This window comes from Paenibacillus polysaccharolyticus (assembly GCF_023714295.1).
GTDB classification, from domain to species: Bacteria; Bacillota; Bacilli; order Paenibacillales; family Paenibacillaceae; genus Paenibacillus; species Paenibacillus polysaccharolyticus_A.
Genome location: NZ_JAMAUN010000014.1, coordinates 105294 through 127821 on the forward strand (window position 1 = coordinate 105294; position 22528 = coordinate 127821).

The window sequence follows — 22528 nt, forward strand, 5'->3', positions numbered from 1 at the left end:
GTTGGTTCTACTCTTACTGTATAACTCTAATAATGCATGAAATGAAGATCAGAGTCAACGAAGCTCTGCTACGCTTAGCCGTTTTTACTTAGACTACGGACTTAAACTAATAACAAAGGACCCCATAAATATGGAGTCCTTCGGTTGACGGTTCAGAATATAGGTCATGCAGGTGACTTTTGGGGTGAACGGGTATATATAATATAAGCTTTCACTCCAAACCGTACGGTTTGCTTTGCAGTAAATTACTTCTCAGCTGGAAGCGGTGTAAACAGAATATTTACCGGCAAGTTACTTCCTGGTGCAGCAGAGAAAACAATAGTTACACTCTCACCATAAGAACCTGTGCGATACAGCACATTTTGTTCATTCGGCGCACTTAGAGATTGACTGTTATTCGATAACTGTACCAACTGTCCGTTCACAAGTGCTGAACCATAATACTTGCCTCCGCGAGGATTAAACGAGATCAGAGTACGCGGAGCAACATTGTTCAGGGTGATTTTGTACAGTACACCAAAATTTCCAGCGTTAGAAGCGCTTGTGAAGGCCATCGGGTCTGTGCCGTCCAGATTCGGATCGCTTGCATTATCCCCGAGTGGCAGACGGGTAGGCTTCGTGCCAAGTTCCTGATCGTACGTAATAATTCGTGTTGCGTTTGGATAAGTCCCCCGGTTATGAACGCCGTCACGGTCCAGAACTGGCAATGAGGACAACACGGCCATCGGATCTTTGTTTTCTTCGATCATTACAATGTTGTAGTCGAGTGTATAGTCACTGAAAGTGTCAGAATAAAGGGAGATGACCTGCCCTTCTTTCATCGAAATGTTGTTCAGTTCCGTCAGAATCAATTTACTTTCTCCTGGCTGGATGTAAACTCTCTTCGAATCTGCTCCCGTTTGCATAGATTTGAACCATTTATCGATGGACAACTTACCCGCAACGGTAGCAAATGGCGTCGGTCCTGCAAAGCCCATGTTTTGCTGTTCGAATACAGCAGTGTATGGATTGTTATTGGTAGCAATCACGTACATTTTTACTCTTTTGCCCGTATTATTGACATGGTGAATCATGAAACGCGTCTGTCCAAAGGAAGATTCCTTGTAGACGATGCCTTCCTGGTTAACGGTTTCCGGACTGTTACTACGAATAAGCAAGCTTGGCTCATCCGTGTACGTAAATGGTACTTTTTCCATAGCAGGAACTTCCCCGCCATTGAATGTAAATTTGTCCCCTACCGGTACGAACAATTTGTTGAAATCAGACTGATTATAGAGCGTTTCGCTTGTGATCATAATCTCTTTCGTATAGGTGTTGCTTAGACCATGCTGATCTGTAACCGTAAGTGATACCGTCTTTGGTCCCGGAAGGAAAAATGCGAGTGCATTGTTGCTCCAGTCTCTTTTGACGATCGCATCCTCATCATCTGTACTTTGATCGGTATAGAAGATTTTTTCACCCATTTTGTATTCTTGCTTGTCCGTTGTAAACATCGCTACTGGAGGAAGATTCGGACGTTCTACCTTGATCGTGAGCGTAAACGGGTTACTCCACTGACCACTGGAATCTTGAACCGTATAAGTAACCGTGTAGACTCCTGGCTGATCAAAGGAATCTTGACGTCCAGTCCACTGCTCATTCACTATAGGCAGGCCGTTCGGCGAACTGTTTTTAGTCGTGTAGGTCACTTGATCCCCTGCAAAAATTTCCTTTTGTACTGTAAAGCTGGCTACTGGTTTAGTATTAAGCTTCAATACAACCGTCTTCGCAGGCTGATTCACGGTATATGTGATATTCAGCGCTTGTGTGATAGACGTCAATGGAATCATGAACGTATTTTTTTCTTGGTAAGCCGGGCCTTTCATCGTTCTGGATTCTCCGTTAACGGTATACACTTTGCTGTTTGTTTTAAAACGAAGTTCGTCCTCACCGCTGAGTATGATTGTCTCTTTGGTTGTGTTATCGTACTTCACATCGTAACCTACCCGATCAACCAATGCACGAATGGCTACGTAGGAGACACCATTTTTTACGGCCATTGGCTGTCCAGCCAGATATGTTTTTCCATCCTGAATCATCTTGTTGCTGTTCATATAAAGTGTCAGGTCTCCAGCAGATCGTACAGTTGCAGCTGTTCCGCCAGTTGTAGGCTGCTTCACTTCAGCAGGTGTGGGTGTGTTTGTTTCTTCGCCTGCTCCTTGTTCCCCGTCTCCTCCTGTTGTCGGATTTGCCGGTGTATCCTCTGTTCCAGAAGGATCTGTTGTTCCCTGATTCGGTTCTATGGCGCTTTCATTGTTGGCAGGTTGTGAGTTGTTTGATGGATTGTTAGCAGGATCAGTCGTAGCTCCTGATTTCACTTCGGACTCAGCAATTGGCTGTTCTTTCTTTACAACCTCAACGGATTTCACTTTTGCGGTATTCACTGGCGTAGCTTCGCTTGATTCTGCTGCTTGTGCATTCGCAGGAATAACTGCAAAGGCCTGAAAAACAGCAAAAGCGGTGAGTATGGACAACTTCTTCTTCAAATTCATTCTTTGTCTTTGGCTCCTTCTGCTCCCATTTTATTAATATCCCCTCTAAAAGTCATATGATTAGACGCTCAGAAACGGGAAAAGTTGCTAAAAATAACGAATAAGAATTGTAAACTTTTAATAGAAGTGAAAAACTATGAAAATAGTTATCTGTTAATATAAACAAGCTATATGAGTAGAACTTAAGATTTACAAAGCCCCAATGCAAGAAGCGTTCGTTATACCGTTCGAGTGGAAAAATAAAAAAACAACCTCTACGAAATAATATTCGTAAAGGTTGCTTGTCAATAAATGCCCGCTTACCACTTACTTCCCTGAACAAGTGACGCCTGCTGTTTCTGCACGCCCTTGCTCAATCAGGCGATATGCCCTTTCAACTTCTTCTTCGGTTGGAGAAGGTACCCCTTCCAGGGGATAAACTTTACCCAGTGCTTCCCATTTGTAAATCCCCATTTGATGATAAGGAAGAATTTCGAACTTCTCTACTCCATTTAGCGTGCCAATGAAACGCCCGAGATTCAACAAATCCTCCTCCTGATCATGAATGCCAGGCACGTATACATGTCTGATCCACATTTTTCGACCATGATCGGATAACCATCTTGCGGTTTTCAACGTACGTTCATTGGATTTACCTGTCAGTTTGATGTGTTTCTCGTCATCGATATGCTTTAGATCCAATAATACAAGGTCGGTATGGTCAAGCAGATCATGGATGCGGTCCGGTTCATTAAACCCGTTGCTATCCAGTGTCGTATGAAGCCCCCAGCGACGTTTCACTTCCTTGAATATTTCTGCGACAAAGTGAGCTTGCAGGGTAGGTTCTCCGCCAGATATAGTGAGTCCACCGCCTGAACTTCGGTAATAAGTCAGGTACGGCTGGATTTCAGCCAGTACCTCCTCTAATGTCATCTCTTTACCACCATCTAGAGCCCACGTGTCAGGGTTGTGACAATACTGACATTTGAGCAGGCATCCTTGCATAAAAAGCACGAAGCGGATGCCTGGGCCGTCAACCGTCCCGAAAGTTTCGAGTGAATGAATATGTCCGTTCATCATGTTGCCTCTTCCTTTCTTTTCGCATCCGCTATGCGCCTGCTTTTTATGTTGAATAACAATACCTGAGAAGGTTGAAAAGTGACTTACATCGATCCGTGGAACGTACGGTTAATAACATCCAGCTGCTGCTCACGCGTCAATTTAATAAAGTTAACTGCGTAACCCGACACCCGTACAGTCAATTGCGGATATTGTTCCGGGTGATCCATTGCGTCAATCAGTTGCTGACGATCAAATATGTTTACGTTCAAGTGATGCGCATTTTGACCGAAGTATCCATCCATCATCGCGGTCAGATTGGATTTGCGTGTCGCATCTTCTTTACCCAGTGCTTTTGGCACAATGGAGAAGGTATTGGAAATACCGTCAAGGCTGTGCTCGTAAGGCAGTTTCGCTACGGAGCCGAGGGATGCCAGTGCACCTTTTTTATCCCGACCATGCATTGGGTTTGCCCCTGGTGCGAATGGTTCGCCTGCTTTACGTCCATCTGGTGTTGTTCCTGTTTTCTTACCGTACACAACATTGGAAGTGATGGTCAGTACAGATTGCGTTGGCATTGCGTTACGATAGGCTTTGTGCTTGCGAATCATGCTCATGAAGCTCTCCACCAGCTCTACCGCAATGTTGTCTACACTGTCATCGTTGTTGCCGTAACAAGGGAATTCACCTTCGATTTCAAAGTCAACGGCAATGCCTTGTTCGTTACGGATCGGTTTGACTTTCGCATATTTAATGGCACTGAGTGAGTCAGCAGCTACCGAAAGTCCTGCGATACCACAAGCCATCGTACGTAGAATGTCACGGTCATGGAGCGCCATTTCGATCCGTTCGTAGCTATATTTGTCATGCATGTAGTGGATCACGTTAAGAGTGTTCATGTACAGTTTAGCCAGCCACTCCATCATTGGTTTGAAGCGTTTCATGACTTCATTATAATCCAGTACCTCACTTGTAATGGCAGGATACTCTGGGCCAACCTGTGCTCCCGATTTTTCGTCACGTCCACCGTTGATCGCATACAGCAATGCTTTCGCCAAGTTGGCACGTGCGCCGAAGAATTGCATTTGTTTACCGATCTTCATTGCAGATACACAGCAGGCAATACCGTAATCGTCGCCATAGATCGGACGCATCAGATCATCATTTTCATACTGGATGGAGCTGGTTTCAATAGATACTTTGCTGCAATAATCTTTGAAAGCTTCCGGCAGCTTCGTTGACCACAGGACAGTCAAGTTCGGCTCTGGAGCAGGTCCCAAGTTGTGCAGTGTGTGCAGGAAACGGAAGCTGTTTTTGGTTACGCGTGTTTCACCGTTCATCGACATTCCGCCGATGGACTCCGTTACCCACGTTGGGTCACCACTGAACAATTCGTTGTAATCCGGCGTGCGCAGGAATTTGACAATCCGCAGTTTCATGACAAAGTGGTCAACTAATTCTTGCGCTTGTTCTTCCGTCAGGATGCCCTCTTGCAAATCACGTTCAATGTAGATATCCAGGAAGGAAGATACACGTCCAAGGGACATGGCAGCACCGTTCTGTTCTTTGATCGCTGCGAGGTAACCGAAATACAGCCATTGGAAAGCTTCTTTAGCCGTTGTTGCTGGTAATGAAATATCGAAGCCATGCATCTCACCCAGTTGTTTTAGTTCTTGCAGTGCACGAATCTGTTCAGACAACTCTTCGCGCAAACGAATGACATCTTCATCAATCACATCGACTTCCAGCGCATTGAGTTCGCCTTTTTTGTTACGAATCAGGAAGTCTACCCCGTACAGAGCAACCCGGCGATAATCGCCAATGATCCGACCACGGCCGTAGGCATCTGGCAAACCTGTGATAATACCGGCTTTACGTGCTGCACGCATCTCTGCTGTATAAGCATCAAATACACCTTGGTTATGCGTTTTACGAATGTTTGTAAATATATCAATGACACCTTGAGGCATTTCGAAACCGTATGCTTCACAAGCATCAATCATCATACGAATTCCGCCGAATGGCTGAATGGAGCGTTTGAATGGAGCGTCTGTCTGAACCCCTACAATCTGCTCTTTGGACTGATCCAGATAACCCGGTTGGTGAGAAGTGATGGTAGAAGGTGTGTTTACATCTACATCAAGCACGCCGCCATTATCGCGTTCTTTCTTAGTCAGATCCGATACGATATCCCACAATTCTTTGGTATTCTGGGTAGCGCCTGCGAGGAAAGCTTCATCCCCGTAATATGGAGACAGATTGTGAATTAGAAAATCATTTACATCTACTGTTTTGGTCCATGTTCCTTTGGTAAAGTTTCTCCAGCCTGTTTGTTGTTTAACATCTTTTTCGATCACCGACATCGTAATCCCTCCGCTTATTTGGATTTCTGGACTACATCATATTCTTGCAATAAACATATCGCTGTGTGTCCAGAGCCGCGGTTTATGTGAATTGTTTCACATGTCCCGGAACACGATCTCTCTACTGGGGAACCGGAACCGCGGAATGATTGTTTTTCTTACATTTTCAGTATACGTCGAGCAAGTCACACCATCTGTGATTTTTATCACAAACTTTAGATGTTGTCTTATTGCACTGCGCCACGGTTGTTCCCACTTGACCACTTCGCGGGCAGAACAACTTCAGATCGCTGTTATCCCCGGATTTTTTCGATTCACTTTTCCAAAGTGAAAATCCGGTGATAAAGGCGAACGCTCCGCTTCTTCCGTCTGTCCTGCCCGCTCCGTTATCGTGTGAACCTCTCTGTGCAAACAGCCACCTCCCCTTTGTTCCTACCATTATGGGGAACCATTGCTCCGCTATGCTCGGAGCAACCAAGGTCTTGTAGGAGGTTCCTGAAAAACGGACGCTTCGCTTCTCCGTTTTTCTGCCCATCCTTTTTTTCTGCGTATGCGGGTACATTTTGCTACAACCCTACTGGTGCGTTCTCGTGTGACCTCGTTCATGCATGAGACTACAATGCTCCTGAAAAACGGACGCTTCGCTTCTCCGTTTTTCTGCCCATCCTTTTTTTCTGCGTATGCGGGTACATTTTGCTACAACCCTACTGGTGCGTTCTCGTGTGACCTCGTTCATGCATGAGACTACAATGCTCCTGAAAAACGGACGCTTCGCCTCTCCCTTTTTCTGCCCATCCTTTTTTTCTGCGTATGCGGGTATATTTTGCTACAACCCTACTGGTGCGTTCTCGTGTGACCTCGTTCATGCATGAGACTACAATGCTCCTGAAAAACGGACGCTCCGCCTCTCCGTTTTTCTGCCCATTTTGACTCTCTACGATAACTTAGTCTACACTGTGCCTGTGGACGGTCCGCTTCGACCTTGCACAAGACCTGTCTAGCGTTACTGATAAATAAGGGCTTCGTTTCTCGTTTCTCTGCCCTCTTTGCCTCACCTCCTTTCCTATCTCTCTGTTCTTTTCTTCGGCTATGCAACTATACGGCAATCGGGGCTCCCCAATGTGGAGAACCCCTGAATCACTTGCCTCAACCTGTAGTTGTTATTTATTTAATGTTGCTTGTTATTCAAACTTGCCGTAGAAAGCGTTGCGGTACACATCGGCAAGCTCAGTTACCAGCGGCAGTTTTGGATTCGCTGTTGTACATTGGTCTTCGAAGGCGCGATCTGCCAAGTAATCTACACGCGATTCGAAGTCTTTCGCGTCGAATCCGATTTCTTGGAATGATTCTTCGATGCCCAGTTTTTTGTTCAATTCACGGATCGCTTTAATCAAGCTGTTCACGCCTTCTTCGGTTGTGCGTGCTGGCAATCCGAGAATACGTGCGATTTCGGCGTACCGCTCATCGGCTACAAAGTGCGAATATTTCGGGAACGATGCAAATTTCGTCGGTTTTTTCGCATTGTAACGAATGACGTGTGGCAACAGAATGGCATTGGTGCGTCCGTGTGCGGTGTGATATTGACCGCCCCATTTATGCGCCAAGCTGTGGTTAATGCCCAGGAACGCGTTGGCAAACGCCATACCGGCAATCGTGGAAGCATTATGCATTTTCTCGCGTGCCAGTTTGTCACCTTGCAGTGACGATTGTTCCAGGTATTGGAACACCAGTTGAATCGCTTTGATTGCCAGTCCGTCTGTGTAGTCATTCGCCATGACGGATACATATGCTTCAATCGCATGAGTCAATACGTCCATACCGGTGTCAGCTACTGCCGTTTTTGGCAAACTGTATACGAACTCAGGGTCTACAATCGCTACGTCTGGTGTCAATTCATAGTCAGCCAGCGGATACTTGGTATTACCATGCTCTTTATCCGTAATAACTGCAAACGATGTGACTTCCGAACCTGTACCCGATGTTGTCGGGATGGCTACAAATTTCGCTTTCGATCCGAGTCTTGGGTATTTGTAAATCCGTTTACGGATATCCATGAATTTTTGTTTCAGGTTGTTGAACTCTGTGTCTGGATATTCATAGAACAACCACATCGCTTTGGCAGCATCCATTGGTGATCCGCCGCCAAGTGCGATAATGCAGTCGGGCTGGAAGCGTTCCATCATCGCTGTACCCCGGTCTACTGTTGTTGTTGATGGATCTGGCTCAACTTCTGAGAAGACTTCAATCGCTACCGGTGTCTGACGTTGACGCAGATAATGTTCTACTTTTTCCACATATCCGAGTTTGACCATCATGGCATCTGTGATAATCGCTACGCGAGTAATGTCCGGCATTTTGGCAAGGTATTGAGTTGCCCCTTTTTCGAAGTAGACTTTGTTCGGCACTTTGAACCATTGCATATTCACGGTACGGCGAGCCACCCTTTTCACATTGATTAGGTTCACAGCAGTTACGTTGGAAGATGTTGAGTTACGTCCGTACGATCCACAACCCAGTGTCAACGATGGCATGTTGGTGTTGTAGATATCTCCGATTGCGCCATGTGTTGAAGGGGAGTTCACGATAATCCGTCCGGTTTGCAAGCGATCCGCAAATTGGTTGATGACCTCTTCATTATTGGAGTGGATTACGGAAGAGTGACCCATTCCGCCAAAAGCAACGACTTCTGCCGCACGCTCAATGCCATCTTTTGCGGATTTAACTTTGTAACATGCCAGCACCGGACTCAGTTTCTCGGCGGACAATGGGAATTTGGTGCCTACACCTTCAATCTCGGCTACCAATATTTTAGTGCCTGCTGGTACTTCAATGCCGCACATTTTAGCAATGTTCACAGCGGACTGACCTACGATGGACGGGTTAACCGCGCATTTCTCTGCGTTGATTGCACCTGCTGTCAATTTGGCCGCTTCCTCTTTGTTTACAAAGTAACAGCCGTTCGTGATCATTTTCTTTTTCACTTGATCGAAGATGGGTTCTTCAATGATGACCGCTTGTTCGGACGCACAGATCATACCGTTATCGAAAGACTTCGACAGAATCAAATCCGTTACCGCCTGGTTGATATCTGCTGTTTTTTCAATAAAGCAAGGCACGTTACCCGGTCCTACGCCCAGTGCCGGTTTACCGCAGCTGTACGCTGCCCGTACCATCGCTGATCCGCCTGTCGCCAGGATGAGAGCAACATCATTGTGGTTCATCAGTGCGTTGGTACGATCCATGGACGGATCATCAATCCATTGGATACAGTCGGCTGGAGCACCGTTTCTCACAGCAGCTTCAAGCAAAATTTTCGCGGCCTCGCGGCTACAGTTCTGTGCGGAAGGGTGGAAACCAAAGATGATCGGGTTACGTGTTTTGATGGCAATCAGTGCCTTAAACATCGTTGTGGATGTCGGATTGGTTACCGGTGTGATCCCCATGATGATACCAACCGGCTCCGCAATTTTTTGGAAGCTGTCGTACTCATTATCTTCAATAACGCCTACGGTTTTTTCATATTTAATGCTGTTATAAACATACTCTGTGGCGAATATATTTTTAATAATTTTATCTTCATATACACCGCGACCCGTTTCTTCCACGGCCATTTTGGCGAGCATCATATGTTTATCCAGTCCCGCAAGCGCCATAGCCTGCACAATCCGGTCGATCTGCTCCTGATCCATGGACATGAATGCTGCATGTGCTTTGTTTGCTTTGTCGATTAACGTTTGAATATACTGACCTGCTGTCGGTTCTTTTGTTGGGGCGACTTCATTCTTTACAGCCATCTCCCTCATCCTCCTAAAGGTTCGTATTGGTTTGTCTCTCTTCTTTACATGCACATCGTATCATGGGGAAAAGATATATTATGTGATTTTTTTCACAAAGTATGACAAATTTAAATTAAGTTTTTAACATCCCCTTGCTGATGAGAATTCACCTTCTATTAAAAATAGTAGACCAACAGCCTCATCCTTCCCTTGAAAAAGTGAATTTAATCACAATGTTTGAAATTTCGCCATTTTTAAAGGCTTTCCATGCCCCTCAAACGGTAAGATTAGGTATATACTGAACTTAAAAATTGAACCACCGCAATTTGTACCGTACCTCCACACGGCCGAGATGCCCAGATCAGGATGGCACAGTTTGCGGCGACCTCGGTGGCAATATTCAGCTACACTCGCCTGACCGGGGAGATAAAGGGGAGATCAACGTATGGGAGAACTAACAAACGTACTGGAAAAACGCGGAAACACTAGCTGCTTCTCCGAAGTGAATTTTAATCATCTGCTCGTGACGATGAAAGACCGAACTTACCCGGAAGGAACACATCTGTACTGGGAAGGTGACGTCTCTGACAAACTTTATTATATGAAACGGGGACGTGCCCAGATCACCAAATCGACTGATGAGGGAAAGGAACTTATCATGTACATGTACCAGACGGGCGACATGATTGGTCAGGCCGATCCGTTCTTCGGTTCCAGACATAGCTTCTCGGCAGAAGTTCTGGAGGATAGCGAGATTGGCGTGCTGGAACACAAGGACCTGGAGATGCTGATCTGTCAGCATTGTGACTTTGCGATTGATTTCATGAAATGGATGGGCATTCACCATCGTTTGACACAAACGAAGTTCCGGGATCTAATGTTGTACGGCAAACCTGGGGCACTCTGTTCTACCTTAATCAGGCTGTCTAATTCGTATGGGGAAGTGCACGGAGATCATGTGATGATTTATAAAAAAATTACCCACACGGATCTATCCAATATGATTGGAGCTACCCGTGAAAGTGTAAACCGCATGCTCAGTGATCTTCGTAAAAAAGATGCCATTGGGTATGACAACGGTATGATTGTGATCAAAGACCTGAAAATGTTGCAGGGCATTTGCCACTGCGAATTGTGCCCAAGTGAAATCTGCCGCATTTGAATTTATGGCTCAACTAGGAGCTTGACCTCAGACAACGTGTCTTTCACTTGCGTTAAGATTGTTCGAAGATTAACCATATAGTAAAAAGCCCAAATGTGATTAACATCAGCATTGGGCTTTTCGCACTTCCTTGTATGGGCTCAGGATGCGTTAATAAGTTCAAGCTTTACCGCATCCCGTGGATTTAATTTCATATCCAATCCGTTCTCCATTAACTCCTTGTCATTAACCTTGATGACCCATCGCTGATTCATCCGAGGCATAACGTTCTCAACGGAAACAACAAATTTATTATTCTCCGACAGACGCACAACTCCACTGGATTTTAATACGTCACGAACGGTACACTCCTGGACGTAAATACCGGCATACTGCCGATTCAAATTTGGTTCAACACTGCCACCGCTCACCTTAAGCAGGGTTGTCTGATATGCGACGCCTTCTCCCCCGCTGTCAGCAGCTTTGACGTATATTACGACCTCATCCTTAGCATGAAGCTCGGTATCCCACTTTTCTGGAGCAATATCCTTACCGTTTAGCTTCACTGCCCAACTCAGGGATGAATCAAGAGAAACCTCACCAACAGATTGTATTCGTTTGCCATCTGCCGTAAAATCAACCAGCCCACTGTTCAGCAAAGCTTTTTTGAGCGTCAATCCCTCACTGAAATCTCGCTTGATGGACTTCGTCGCATCGGGTAAAAAAGTACTGCCATCAATAGCAACCGTAATCGTATTCGCTGAATCTTTCTCTGAGACAACCGGCTGTTCGGAAGGCTGTGTCTCTCTGGTACAGCCCGTCAAGATGACGAGTATAAGCATGCATAGACCTATGTAACCGGGAATTTTCTTCATCATGTAGGTAACACCACCCTGCGTAAAATCATTCACCCTGTTGTCCATACCCTTTATTATGTCACATTCTTTGATAAAAAACAGTGTCAAAGCCGTTACTTTTGTCCTTCCTGTTTAAGCACCTACTATAAAAAGGGAGAGTCTGCAAGCAGACCCTCCTATATTGCATTAGTCATACTGTCGACTAGGCCTCTATTGAACAAAAGCTTGCATATAGGTACGGCCTCCGTCACCATCCTTCACATAGGGATTAAGGCCAAACGTCTGGCTGTCTGAGACAAAGACACCCGTAAGCAAACGGCCTTCAAGTAATGCACCGTCTACCTGTACGCAACAGGACGGAGCATCTACGTATTCCTGATATAATGGAATATGACCATAGGGCTGATGGATTTTGAACACTTTGCCCTGCTCATGCAATGGGCGATCCGAGAAATACGTGGGCACAATATATCGTGCAATAACTTCCAATTCTTCCGCTGTGTAGAACGGCTCATCACCAAGCCAGGGTGCGAACATACGGATTTTTTCATATTGCGACCAGACAACGGCCTGAATGAGCATTTCAATCTGAACCAATTTCCCGTTTCCTGCCTTCAAACAAAGTCGGTCGTTGTAAGTTTGTTGTTTTGCATGAGACACACGCTCGGGTAACCGCAGTTCACAACCGATACATTTCCAGCCACTAGGCGCTTGAATCCATTTTTGCAGCACCGCCGGAGACGATCCTGAGCCAGCGCTGTTCATCCAATACCCATCTGCGTCGACAGGGTTATCGCTACCCTCACGTGAATCAACCGAGCGTTTGAACAGTTCTGCCGTTTTCTGATAAATCAGATGAACCTGAATGGATGCGCTCTCAAGTTCTGCAATATCTTGTTTGCCGTAGCGTATTTCACGGGATAAGCTTTCTTCTCTCATGACAAGTGGCCTCCTTCGCTCCGGCCGTCTGCGGCCATTTTCTATAGATTATACTACATCTGATGACAACATGTGCACCGGATAAGTGAAAAAGTCCCCTGTAAACTGTCACAGAAGGCCAAAAACTCCTGATTTCACTGGAAATCAAGAGTTTCTGTACTTTCAGCACACAGCATCTGGTGGATTATTCCACCCAATGCTCGGCCCAGTCTTGAATTTGATTCATAACAGGCTGTAACGCCTTGCCCTTCTCGGTCAGCTCATATTCAATTCGCACAGGCGTTTCCGGATACACGTGACGCACCAGAATGCCTTCACTCTCCAGGTCTTTCATCCGTTCAGATAACATCTTGTCACTCATGGACGGTATCAGATTGGAGATATCTTTGAATCGCTTTGAACCACTCATTAACGTTTGAATAATCAAACCGTTCCAGCGCTTGCCCAAAAAAGAAAACGCCGTCTCAAAGCGCGGACACATCCGCATATCTTGATCTTCCACTTTTATCACCTCTTTAGAGATCACTCAACTTACGTTTTGTTAGTATATTTCATAATAACACATTTGAGCTTTAAAGAAAACGTCTACCGTGAAAAACTTTACATTAAAGAAACAAAAATTGCTACTATGTTTATGACATATCTCCAGTATACAACACGTTATGGCAGGTAACCATGGGAAATATCGTTTAACAACGGATATCGTTATATTACCCAAAAAGAACCCTTCTGCCACGGTCAGGCGACCTGGAGAAGGGCTTGGTTATACCTTATCAACTTATTATGAATTGTCCATGAATTAGTTAAAGCTACTGCGGCTTAGACCAGCACGCCACCAATTGGTCTTACAGGTTCGCTCTTGCCGTATTGCGGCTTCGAGCTACGGGCAGGGTAGGCCCATTTTACAGCGTTGCTGATCACTTTCAGGATTTCCGGATTGTAATACGTCGGGTATGTCTCGTGCCCGGGCCGGAAATAAAAGATTTTACCTTCGCCGCGACGGAACGTGCATCCGCTGCGGAATACCTCTCCGCCTTGGAAGTTGCTCACGAACACCAGCTCATCCGGTACTGGAATATCGAAGAATTCACCGTACATCTCTTCTTTTTCCAATACGATCTTGGCGTCGATGCCTTCCGCAATCGGGTGAGACGGATTGACACACCAGACGATCTCTTGCTCATCTGCTACACGCCATTTGAGATCACAGCTTGTTCCCATCAGCGCCTTGAAAGGCTTGGAGAAATGACCGGAATGTAGCACAATCATGCCCATGCCGTTCAATACACGCTGCACTACCTTCTGTACGATCTCATCATTAACGCGATCATGTGCCATATGTCCCCACCATATTAGCACATCTGTGGAATCCAGCACTTCATCACTTAAACCGTGTTCAGGCTGATCCAATGTAGCTGTACGAATCGCAAATCCCTCGCCGCCAAGTCCGTCAGCAAGCGCACGGTGTAGACCGTCCGGATAAACTTCCCTGACTTCATCATGTATTTTCTCATGGACAAATTCATTCCAAATGGTGACGTTAATCATATTCAATTTCCCCCTAGTATAGCTCTAAACCCACCACATATCGCCCAGCGGTTCCTCGATCAATACTTGCTGGAGATTTTGTACGGCTTTAGAGAATCCTTCTTCAACCGACATCAGACCATCTTCATGTTCAATACTTACCACATAGTCATATCCTACCAAGCGCAGGGCACTCATAATGTCCGCCCACGTTTTGTTATCATGTCCATAACCCACCGAGCGGAACTGCCAAGCACGATCCAACATATTCGTGTAATCCTGCATATCCGTTACCCCGTGTTTATTCACGTTCACCGGATCAATCGTTGTATCTTTGGCATGGAAGTGATGGATTGCATTTTCACGGCCCAAAATGTGAATCGCCTGCACCGGATCAATGCCTTGCCACCACATGTGGCTTGGGTCAAGGTTTGCTCCAATGACTTCACCTGCGGCTTCACGCAGTCTTAGCAACGTTGCTGGTGTATGCACTGAAAATCCACCGTGCAGCTCCAAACCAACTTTTACGTTACGATCTGCAGCGAATTTGCCCCATTCCGTCCAGTAAGGAATCACTTTGTTTTCCCATTGCCATTTCAAAATTTCCTGAAAATCATTCGGCCATGGCGCCACAGGCCAGTTTGGATACTTCGCATCCTCGTGGTCTCCCGGACAGCCGGAGAATGTATTAACTACAGGCACTTCCAGCTTTTCAGCCAGTTCTACCGATTTTACGAAATCATCATGGAAGCCCTTTGCAATGTCTTTTTGCGGATGCAACGGGTTACCGTGGCAACTCAGAGCACTGATCGTCAGCCCGCGGGATTCCACTGCATTTTTGAAGTTTTTAAGTGCTGTAGGATCGCTTAACAACTCATCTGGCTTACAGTGAGCGTTCCCCGGGTGTCCACCTGTTCCAATCTCTACTGCTTTAAGTCCCTTGGAAGCTACATAATCAAGGGCATCCTCCAATTTACGTCCACCGAATAATACCAAAAATACGCCGAGTTTCAAGTGCAATTCCTCCCTGATTTAGATAGTGTATGATTGCTGTGTTTGCTCTCCTATATATGTTGAACCAAATCTTTACACGGCACTCCGATGACAGAATAACCTTCCAATCGCTGTTATCCCCAGATTTTTTTGATTCCCTTTGATTAAGGGAAAAATTCGGTGATAAAGGCGAAGTTTATGCTTCCGATGCAGCTTTCTTTCAGAAAGCTTTCAGCTTCGCTTTTCCAGGTTTTTTCCGTCCTCTCCGTTGCTGTGTAAATAAAATGTTCAAACGATATAGTTTATCAAACTGTCGCTGTTGCATTTTTGTTCCGTTCTCATGCTTGTTTAGTTATTGTGGAAAAACAAGCATGATTCTATCCCGAAAATTCAAAGCATCACTCATGGACCTCCAAACCTAAAGCTCCATTATCCATTAATGAGATTCAACTGTTTCATTTTCGGATGGAATATCATTGGTTGTTACAACGCTGTCGTAGGTGCTCTCCAGGTGAATGTGCTTGCCCTCAAGAGAAGACCGCTGAAATGCATGCATGGCCTCAAGCACATGATATGCCAGCTTACCACTTGCTTTGTGCTCGCGTCCGGCACGAATCGACTCCACCATCTCGGTCAGTCCAATGCCTCTCTCGTTGTGACCACTTTCGAAAGCTGGCTGGACCGTTTCCCATGTGTCTTGACCATAACGGCGAAGCTTGACTTCACCATTAAAAAAGTTAGGGTCGGGTACACTAAGCGTGCCTGCCGTACCATAGATTTCGATGCGTGGCAGATCAGAAGCACCGCGGATATCAAAACTTGTAATCAGCGTTACGATGGCACCATCCGCAAAATCAATCGTTCCAGCCAAGTGGGTTGGTGTTTCGACACGAAGCGTAGTTCCCTCTTTGGGACCTGAACCAACCTTGCGATCAGCAATCTGAATGCCTGCGGACGCGCTGATCCGGCGGATCGGGCCAAGGAGCGTAATGAGAGCCGTCAGATAATACGGCCCCATGTCAAACATCGGCCCGCCCCCTGCCATGTAAAAAAACTCAGGATCAGGGTGCCATGCTTCCGGCCCCCCGCCCATAAAAAAGGAAGTAGCCGCAATCGGCTTGCCAATCAAACCCTCTTCAATGGCTTTGCGAGCAGTCTGGATGCCTGATCCAAGGAACGTATCCGGCGCAGAGCCGACGTACAGTCCCTTTTCCTCGGCAAGCTCCACTACTTTGCGTCCATCTTCCAACGAAATGGCCAGCGGTTTCTCGGCATACACATGTTTGCCTGCTTCCAGAGCAGCTAAATCAGTCATCGCATGACTGCCTGGAATCGTCAGGTTCAGCACAAGCTCAATCTCATCATTTTGTAACAACTCATCTACATTGTAAACGTTTGCGATATTAAATTCATCTGCCCGTTCCTGAGCACGCTCACGAATCAGGTCAGCGACCGCCACAACCTCGATATAAGGATTGGTTTTTAGATTTTCTAAGTAAATCGCACTGATATTGCCACAGCCGATGATGCCTGCTTTCATTTTTTCCACGATGATGTTCATCTCCTTACGCGCTTGTAAGAGCTATGTCCAGCTGTTCAAAATGCTTGTTGAAATTATAATTCATTAATGTTGCTCAACTCTAAGTCTATGGTATTCTGTTTGCGCTTCAATTAAAATGAATAATATGATTGAAACATGAACTATCTGGTCATAATTTTGGATATCATACAAGGAGTATACCTATGCCGACAGACTTTTCCTGCCAAGTTCTTACAGCTGGCTTTTCATTCCACCGTAAACCCTATAGCATGGTTCAACTGGACGGGGTAAAAAATTACTTGATGCGGCTTCAAACGGATGGACGCTGCTGTGCTCGTATTGATGGCTCCATGTCCAGGGTTGACGCAGGAGACTTGCTTCTTTTTGACCCGGATGAGCCCTATGAACTGAGAATAGACAATGAGTATAATCCCATGGGAGAGCGGCTTGTGGAGAGTGGGGACTATCATATTTTCTTCAACGGTTCCTGGGTGGATGAGTGGTGGAAACACCATAAACGGCCGACTCGAATCAAGGTTGAATTGTCCGAGAGCCTGTTAACCCTGTTCAGACAGCTGATCCTGGAGCAACGTCGCCTTTCCAATCCTTACCCCGAGATTTCGAGTTATTACATGCGTATATTATGTCTGGAAGTGGATCGATTGTTATCCGAGCATCCAACCCATACAAAAACCAATTATGTTGCTTATGAAATTAAAAATTATATCGAGGAAAATGCTTCTTCTCTATTCAAACTGGAGGATGTCGCAACGCATCTGGGCATCAGCGTCTCACGAGGGGTGCATCTTTTTAAAGAAACGTTTGGCAAAAGCATTATGCAATATACGCTAGATGTGCGCCTTAATATGGCCAGAGAACGGATTATTTTTAGTCCGATGACCCTCGAACAAGTCTCTGAATCATCCGGTTTTAACAATTATACATATTTCCATCGTGTATTCCGTTCCCGGTTTGGCATGTCACCAAAAGAATTCCGCCTGATTCACCGGGAACAGATGTAACGATGTACACGTTAACAGTAGTATACGTCAGATAAGCTTATTTGCGCGCGGCGATGGCCTCGGATATAACCATAGCGAGGTCTTCGTTGCCAAACATGGAGAGCACACCAAGCACGGTATCGTCTGGAATATCTCCAGCCTCCTCCTTGGATACAATCAGCTTCTGTACCTGCTGCAAACGCCCATTGCTCTGCTGATCGGGATACGCTTGTCGGTACATTTCTTCCGGGTCAAGCTCATTATTTACACACCACTGAGCAAAGACCAGGATCATCATTTCTTCTTCTTGCTTATAAGACTCGATGACCGCTTCTTCAATTTGTTTATTTCGTTCCTTCTGATACTCATCCATGCTTTGTCAGCACTCCTTTACCCCATTCAGCTGTTTTTATTCCAATGATTCTGTATCACTTTAAGATCGGTATGGATCAATTCAATAATTTATCCCTTGATCAACTGCTCAGCCAGCTCATGACTATCCATAACATAACTCGCACTGATCTGGCAGTCATCGGGTATATCCAGACAGGCAAGGAAATGATCTACGGCTCCGGCAAAACCTCTGCGTGCCAGCACGGTATCCCAGCTTCCAAATGTCTCTTTTGTATCCAGTTCCCCTTGTTCTGCATAGTAAGCTGTATCCATATTCACGACTTCTACCGATCTTCCTCCGCCGTGCATCTCTACTTTCTCCAGATCAGCACCTGCGGAACGAATCATTTCGAACCGAGCGAGTGCCGTTTTACCTTGCTTGGCTGTTCCAGCCGCATGCAGCAACCGCCCTTGATCATCTTGGAGAAGCCACTGATGCACAAGTTGCGCATCATTATCTGCGTACCATAACATCAGATCGAGCATATGAATAAGATCATCATAGATGGTCTCGGCGGCTGGGCGATCTTGTAGACCTGTCCGATGTTTGGTCAAAGTGAGTGTTTCGTAACCCTTTCCGCCCTGCATCCATTCTTTTGCCTTTAGATACATCGGTGCGAATCTGCGGTTAAATCCAACAGCGAGTAGCAAGCCCTGGGCTTCTGCGAATGCAGTCATCTCTTCAGACTCGCGCAAGGTATAGGATAATGGCTTGTCTACATAAACGGCCAGTCCCTTCTCCAGACAGGCCATCACAATCTCAAAATGGGATTCCGTTGCCGTATGTACAAATACCGCATCTAAGTCCCAGGACAGCAGTTCCTTCAGATCGGTTGTTCCCAGCTCAATGCGATACGCCTGTCCAATCTCTTTTACCGGTTCTGGTGACCGATTCATAATGCCAACAACCTCTACTTGCGGATGGGCCGTGAGTAGTGGCAAATATACTTTACGTGCGATTCCCCCGAGTCCGATGATTGCAATTCGGGTACGCTTGATCGTTTCCATAATGAGCATTCCACCTTCAGCTATATTCATTCGTCAGCCTTCATTTGTCATCCGGCCTATGACTTTCTCCGTCCTATAGTGTAACCTCTCCGTCCCTAACTTGCCAGTGATCGGAAGTAATGGTTGTCTGTATTGTTCACAAGATGGCCTGTCGTGGTAAACTTATGAGGATAGCAGAACCGGATGAGGCTCTGAGTCTCCAAAGGATCTGAATTGAAAGGAGCGTTTGGCTTTTGCGAAAATGGTTATGGCTCCTCGTTTATGTTTTACTTGCCGGAGTCACGTTTATTTACAGATATGAACTGCTGGCATGGGCCGATGACCATCAGTCCATTCCGCTGTTACTTTCCATGGCAACGCTGTTTGCCCTCGTACCTGTCATTCCCTACAAAGTAGTTATTATTGCTTTTGGGTATAGCTACGGTATAACCATGGCAGCATGGATTTGTTGGCTTGGCACAACGCTTGCGGCAATCCTCGTCTATGCTGGAGCAAGAACTATTTTTCGGGAACAGGCTCGGGGTTATCTTGAACGGATCCGTGGATTGAATCGGTTCACGGCATGGATGGAGGAACATCCGTTCATGGGTGTGATGACGATGCGTTTACTGCCCGTGGTCCCCCAGATGGCTGTTAACATCTATGCTGGCATCACGTATACCCCTTTCTGGGTGTTCATGGCCGCGACAGCGATTGGCAAAATGCCTGCAATCTTTGTATTTGCCTACGCAGGGGCACAGGCCGGTTCATCGATTTGGCTTAGTTTGGGAATACTAACGGGATATATGATCCTTATGGCTATGGTTTTCATGTTGTTCCGCTATCGGTCACGGAAAAAGACTTGAGGCTGTAATGAACTTTTCCAGTGTGATTTTACGCCTACCCTGCGCGATCCCACTTGGTTGACTTGACCATTCGGGATATAATAGAAGAGTAAGCCAAATATTCATATTTAGAAATTTAAATATAGCGATGATTACTGGAGCCTCTCTTTGAACTGGTACGAATGTTTTTGGGGTAAACGCATGCCATGAAGCAGAGTGCCTGTTCGAATGTAAGCACCGGATTCTTTCATCAGAAATGGAGTGAATATAGCATGGAACAACAATCATTAGAAAAAGCAACATTTGCAGGCGGATGCTTCTGGTGTATGGTATCCCCTTTTGAAGAACTGCCTGGTATCCATAAGATCGTTTCAGGCTATACAGGTGGACATACCGAGAATCCTACGTATGAGGAAGTATGCTCAGAAACAACAGGTCATGTGGAGGCGGTGCAGATCACGTTTGATCCAGCCATCTTTCCCTATGAGAAGCTAGTTGAGCTCTTCTGGCAGCAGATTGATCCAACAGATGCCGGTGGACAGTTCCATGACCGCGGATCGTCTTATCAGACGGCTATCTTCTACCACAGTGAGGAGCAGCGCCAGATCGCTGAAGCTTCCAAAGCAGCACTGGAGCAGAGCGGACGTTTTGACAAACCAATCTTTACTCCAATCCTGCCTGCGAAACCGTTCTATGAAGCAGAAGAACATCATCAGAACTATCACCGCAAAAATCCCGCCCATTACAAACGGTATAGCAAAGGCTCAGGCCGACAGGACTTCATTGAGCGCAACTGGTCGGGTAATGTGGACAAAAGCGGATTGAAGGAACGTCTAACTCCGCTTCAATATGAAGTAACACAAAATAATGCCACGGAACCCGCGTTCCACAACGAATTCTGGGATCATCACGGGGACGGCATCTATGTGGATATTGTGTCGGGTGAGCCGCTGTTCAGTTCTACCGACAAATACGATTCGGGGTGCGGCTGGCCGAGTTTCACTCGTCCACTTCGAGACTACAACGTGAAGGAAAAAACAGATCTCAGCCATTTCATGATCCGTACCGAAGTTCGCAGCCGCGAAGGAGATTCCCACCTCGGGCACGTATTTCCGGATGGCCCAACGGAAGCAGGCGGATTGCGTTATTGTATCAACTCCGCGGCACTGCGTTTTGTACCTAAAGAGGATTTGCAAAAAGAAGGCTATGGCGAATACCACGTTTTATTCGAATAAGTCTGGGCAGAAGCAATAAATGTAGCAAAAGTACCCTCTTACTAAGCCAAAAGAGCAATGGGTTGATCCCTTTGCTCTTTTTTTTATTTGAATTAACATATCGGCTTCGAAACCTTCAAGCCACAGTGTGCGATCACCTTTTTAGTTCACCATTATTCAAATATTCTGATTATTAAACTGAACTCTTAAACCCGGAATCATACTCAGGAGCATAATGATGACCGAGATCACATACACGAAAATTAACGAAGTCTGATGCATGATCACGCCCGCCAGTGAGGAACCCATCAGCATCGTTCCCATAAATAAGGGCATAATGGTTCCATTCACCCTGCCAATGACGTGCTCATCAATCCGGCTAACCATGTAAGAAGAGATAATGATGTTGATGAAAGCAAGACTTATCGAACTTAAAAACGTCAGACCCATCGTTAACCAGAGCCAACTGGATAGCACCTCACCTAACATTGTAACAGCCAGACACAACAGCCCGATCATTAATGTTTTCGTTTGATTCAACTTGTTGCTGACAGCCGCAGCGATCCCCCCGCCAATGAGCAAACCAAGCCCGGATGCTCCCGACAGAAATTGTAGTGCGGTTTGTTCCAATCCCAATCGTTCCGTAACCAGGAAAATGGCTAGTGGATTGATCAGGCCTGCGGATAGGCCAACACAGCTAAAAACCAGACCCAACATGCGAAGTGAACGAGACTGAGTGACATAATTCCATCCTTCTTTAATATCAGCGAAGAGAGAAGTACCGGTTTCCCGCTTGGCTTGATCCTTGGGCAGAAACGTTAGCAAAATAGCAGAAGCGATAAATAAGATGAGCAACACCGTCATGGATGTCTGAATGCCCATAGCAGTATATATAAAAGTACCTACGATTGGCCCCAAAATGAGGAAAAGGGAGTTTGCACTTTGCGTTACGGCGATTGCTGACTGTACATTCTCCTTTTTGACATTCCGTCTAACTATTTTGACAGATGAGGGCTGAGAGAACTGGCTGACGATGGAGGAAACGAGAGTTGCTGCATAAAGAACCTGCCAGTATCCCGAGCTAAGAATACCCATGATGATGACAATCGATAAAGCACTTAGAATGTCTCCGATAATCATCGTTCGTTTGGGATTCCACCGATCTGCAAGCGCGCCGCCTATGATGGAAAATATAAAGATCGGAGCATATTCCAGAACAGTAATGAGGGAGATTGCCACCGGGTTTCCTTGCGTCTGATCCATAATGTAATAGAGGATTGCCATATTGCGTATCCATATCGCAAGGTTTTGCAACAGATCCGATCCGGTGATGATAAGAAAAGCTCTGTTTCTGAATAACGTATTCATATTCCATCTCCCTTT

18 protein-coding genes are annotated in these 22528 nt (G+C 45.9%); 4 read left to right on the forward strand and 14 right to left on the reverse strand.

The window, feature by feature from the left end; translation table 11 throughout:
* Positions 1–245 precede the first annotated feature (245 nt).
* From M3629_RS25140 to adhE, 5 genes are all read right to left on the reverse strand, one after another.
* Positions 246–2531 (reverse strand): stalk domain-containing protein, encoded by a 2286-nt coding sequence (locus tag M3629_RS25140; protein ID WP_251511188.1) that lies wholly within the window; start codon positions 2529–2531, stop codon positions 246–248.
* Positions 2532–2837: 306 nt separating this feature from the next.
* Complete coding sequence (gene pflA / locus M3629_RS25145) at positions 2838–3590, reverse strand: pyruvate formate-lyase-activating protein (protein WP_251511193.1); 753 nt, start codon at positions 3588–3590, stop codon at positions 2838–2840.
* A gap of 83 nt (positions 3591–3673) precedes the next feature.
* Positions 3674–5932 (reverse strand): formate C-acetyltransferase, encoded by a 2259-nt coding sequence (pflB, locus tag M3629_RS25150; RefSeq protein WP_251511197.1) that lies wholly within the window; start codon positions 5930–5932, stop codon positions 3674–3676.
* Positions 5933–6214: 282 nt separating this feature from the next.
* Complete coding sequence (locus M3629_RS28530) at positions 6215–6343, reverse strand: hypothetical protein (protein WP_276326751.1); 129 nt, start codon at positions 6341–6343, stop codon at positions 6215–6217.
* A gap of 770 nt (positions 6344–7113) precedes the next feature.
* Positions 7114–9726 (reverse strand): bifunctional acetaldehyde-CoA/alcohol dehydrogenase, encoded by a 2613-nt coding sequence (adhE, locus tag M3629_RS25155; protein ID WP_251511199.1) that lies wholly within the window; start codon positions 9724–9726, stop codon positions 7114–7116.
* Positions 9727–10153: 427 nt separating this feature from the next.
* Between adhE and M3629_RS25160 the strand changes: the two genes are divergently transcribed.
* Positions 10154–10870: a Crp/Fnr family transcriptional regulator gene (locus M3629_RS25160; RefSeq protein ID WP_251511201.1), complete on the forward strand. Its 717-nt coding sequence runs from the start codon at positions 10154–10156 to the stop codon at positions 10868–10870.
* Between the two features lie 140 nt (positions 10871–11010).
* Here the strand turns inward: M3629_RS25160 and M3629_RS25165 are convergent, their stop codons facing one another.
* The 6 genes from M3629_RS25165 to M3629_RS25190 form a co-directional block, all read right to left on the reverse strand.
* The gene (locus M3629_RS25165; protein WP_251511203.1) at positions 11011–11727 is read right to left on the reverse strand and encodes a hypothetical protein; all 717 of its coding nucleotides are present in this window, start codon (positions 11725–11727) and stop codon (positions 11011–11013) included.
* Positions 11728–11916: 189 nt separating this feature from the next.
* Complete coding sequence (locus tag M3629_RS25170; protein WP_251511205.1) at positions 11917–12645, reverse strand: hypothetical protein; 729 nt, start codon at positions 12643–12645, stop codon at positions 11917–11919.
* 184 nt (positions 12646–12829) lie between these two features.
* Positions 12830–13132 (reverse strand): winged helix-turn-helix transcriptional regulator, encoded by a 303-nt coding sequence (locus M3629_RS25175; RefSeq protein ID WP_192895048.1) that lies wholly within the window; start codon positions 13130–13132, stop codon positions 12830–12832.
* Between the two features lie 332 nt (positions 13133–13464).
* Complete coding sequence (locus M3629_RS25180) at positions 13465–14193, reverse strand: ThuA domain-containing protein (RefSeq protein ID WP_251511208.1); 729 nt, start codon at positions 14191–14193, stop codon at positions 13465–13467.
* 24 nt (positions 14194–14217) lie between these two features.
* Positions 14218–15186, reverse strand: coding sequence for a sugar phosphate isomerase/epimerase family protein (locus M3629_RS25185; RefSeq protein ID WP_251511210.1), 969 nt, complete (start codon positions 15184–15186; stop codon positions 14218–14220).
* A 415-nt stretch (positions 15187–15601) separates the two neighbouring features.
* A complete protein-coding gene (locus M3629_RS25190; RefSeq protein WP_251511212.1) occupies positions 15602–16714 on the reverse strand; it encodes a Gfo/Idh/MocA family protein in 1113 nt (370 codons plus the stop codon).
* 194 nt (positions 16715–16908) lie between these two features.
* Here M3629_RS25190 and M3629_RS25195 point away from each other — a divergent pair, with 194 nt between their 5' ends.
* The gene (locus M3629_RS25195) at positions 16909–17727 is read left to right on the forward strand and encodes an AraC family transcriptional regulator (protein ID WP_251511214.1); all 819 of its coding nucleotides are present in this window, start codon (positions 16909–16911) and stop codon (positions 17725–17727) included.
* A gap of 37 nt (positions 17728–17764) precedes the next feature.
* Here M3629_RS25195 and M3629_RS25200 read toward each other — a convergent pair whose 3' ends face one another.
* Both M3629_RS25200 and M3629_RS25205 read right to left on the reverse strand, forming a co-directional pair.
* Complete coding sequence (locus M3629_RS25200) at positions 17765–18079, reverse strand: hypothetical protein (RefSeq protein WP_251511215.1); 315 nt, start codon at positions 18077–18079, stop codon at positions 17765–17767.
* A gap of 89 nt (positions 18080–18168) precedes the next feature.
* The gene (locus M3629_RS25205; RefSeq protein WP_251511286.1) at positions 18169–19107 is read right to left on the reverse strand and encodes a Gfo/Idh/MocA family protein; all 939 of its coding nucleotides are present in this window, start codon (positions 19105–19107) and stop codon (positions 18169–18171) included.
* 233 nt (positions 19108–19340) lie between these two features.
* Here M3629_RS25205 and M3629_RS25210 point away from each other — a divergent pair, with 233 nt between their 5' ends.
* Complete coding sequence (locus tag M3629_RS25210) at positions 19341–19952, forward strand: TVP38/TMEM64 family protein (protein ID WP_251511217.1); 612 nt, start codon at positions 19341–19343, stop codon at positions 19950–19952.
* 251 nt (positions 19953–20203) lie between these two features.
* Positions 20204–21166, forward strand: a complete 963-nt coding sequence (msrA, locus tag M3629_RS25215) for a peptide-methionine (S)-S-oxide reductase MsrA (RefSeq protein ID WP_251511219.1) — start codon at positions 20204–20206, stop codon at positions 21164–21166.
* Between the two features lie 156 nt (positions 21167–21322).
* Here the strand turns inward: msrA and M3629_RS25220 are convergent, their stop codons facing one another.
* Positions 21323–22513: an MFS transporter gene (locus M3629_RS25220; protein ID WP_251511222.1), complete on the reverse strand. Its 1191-nt coding sequence runs from the start codon at positions 22511–22513 to the stop codon at positions 21323–21325.
* Positions 22514–22528: the final 15 nt, after the last annotated feature.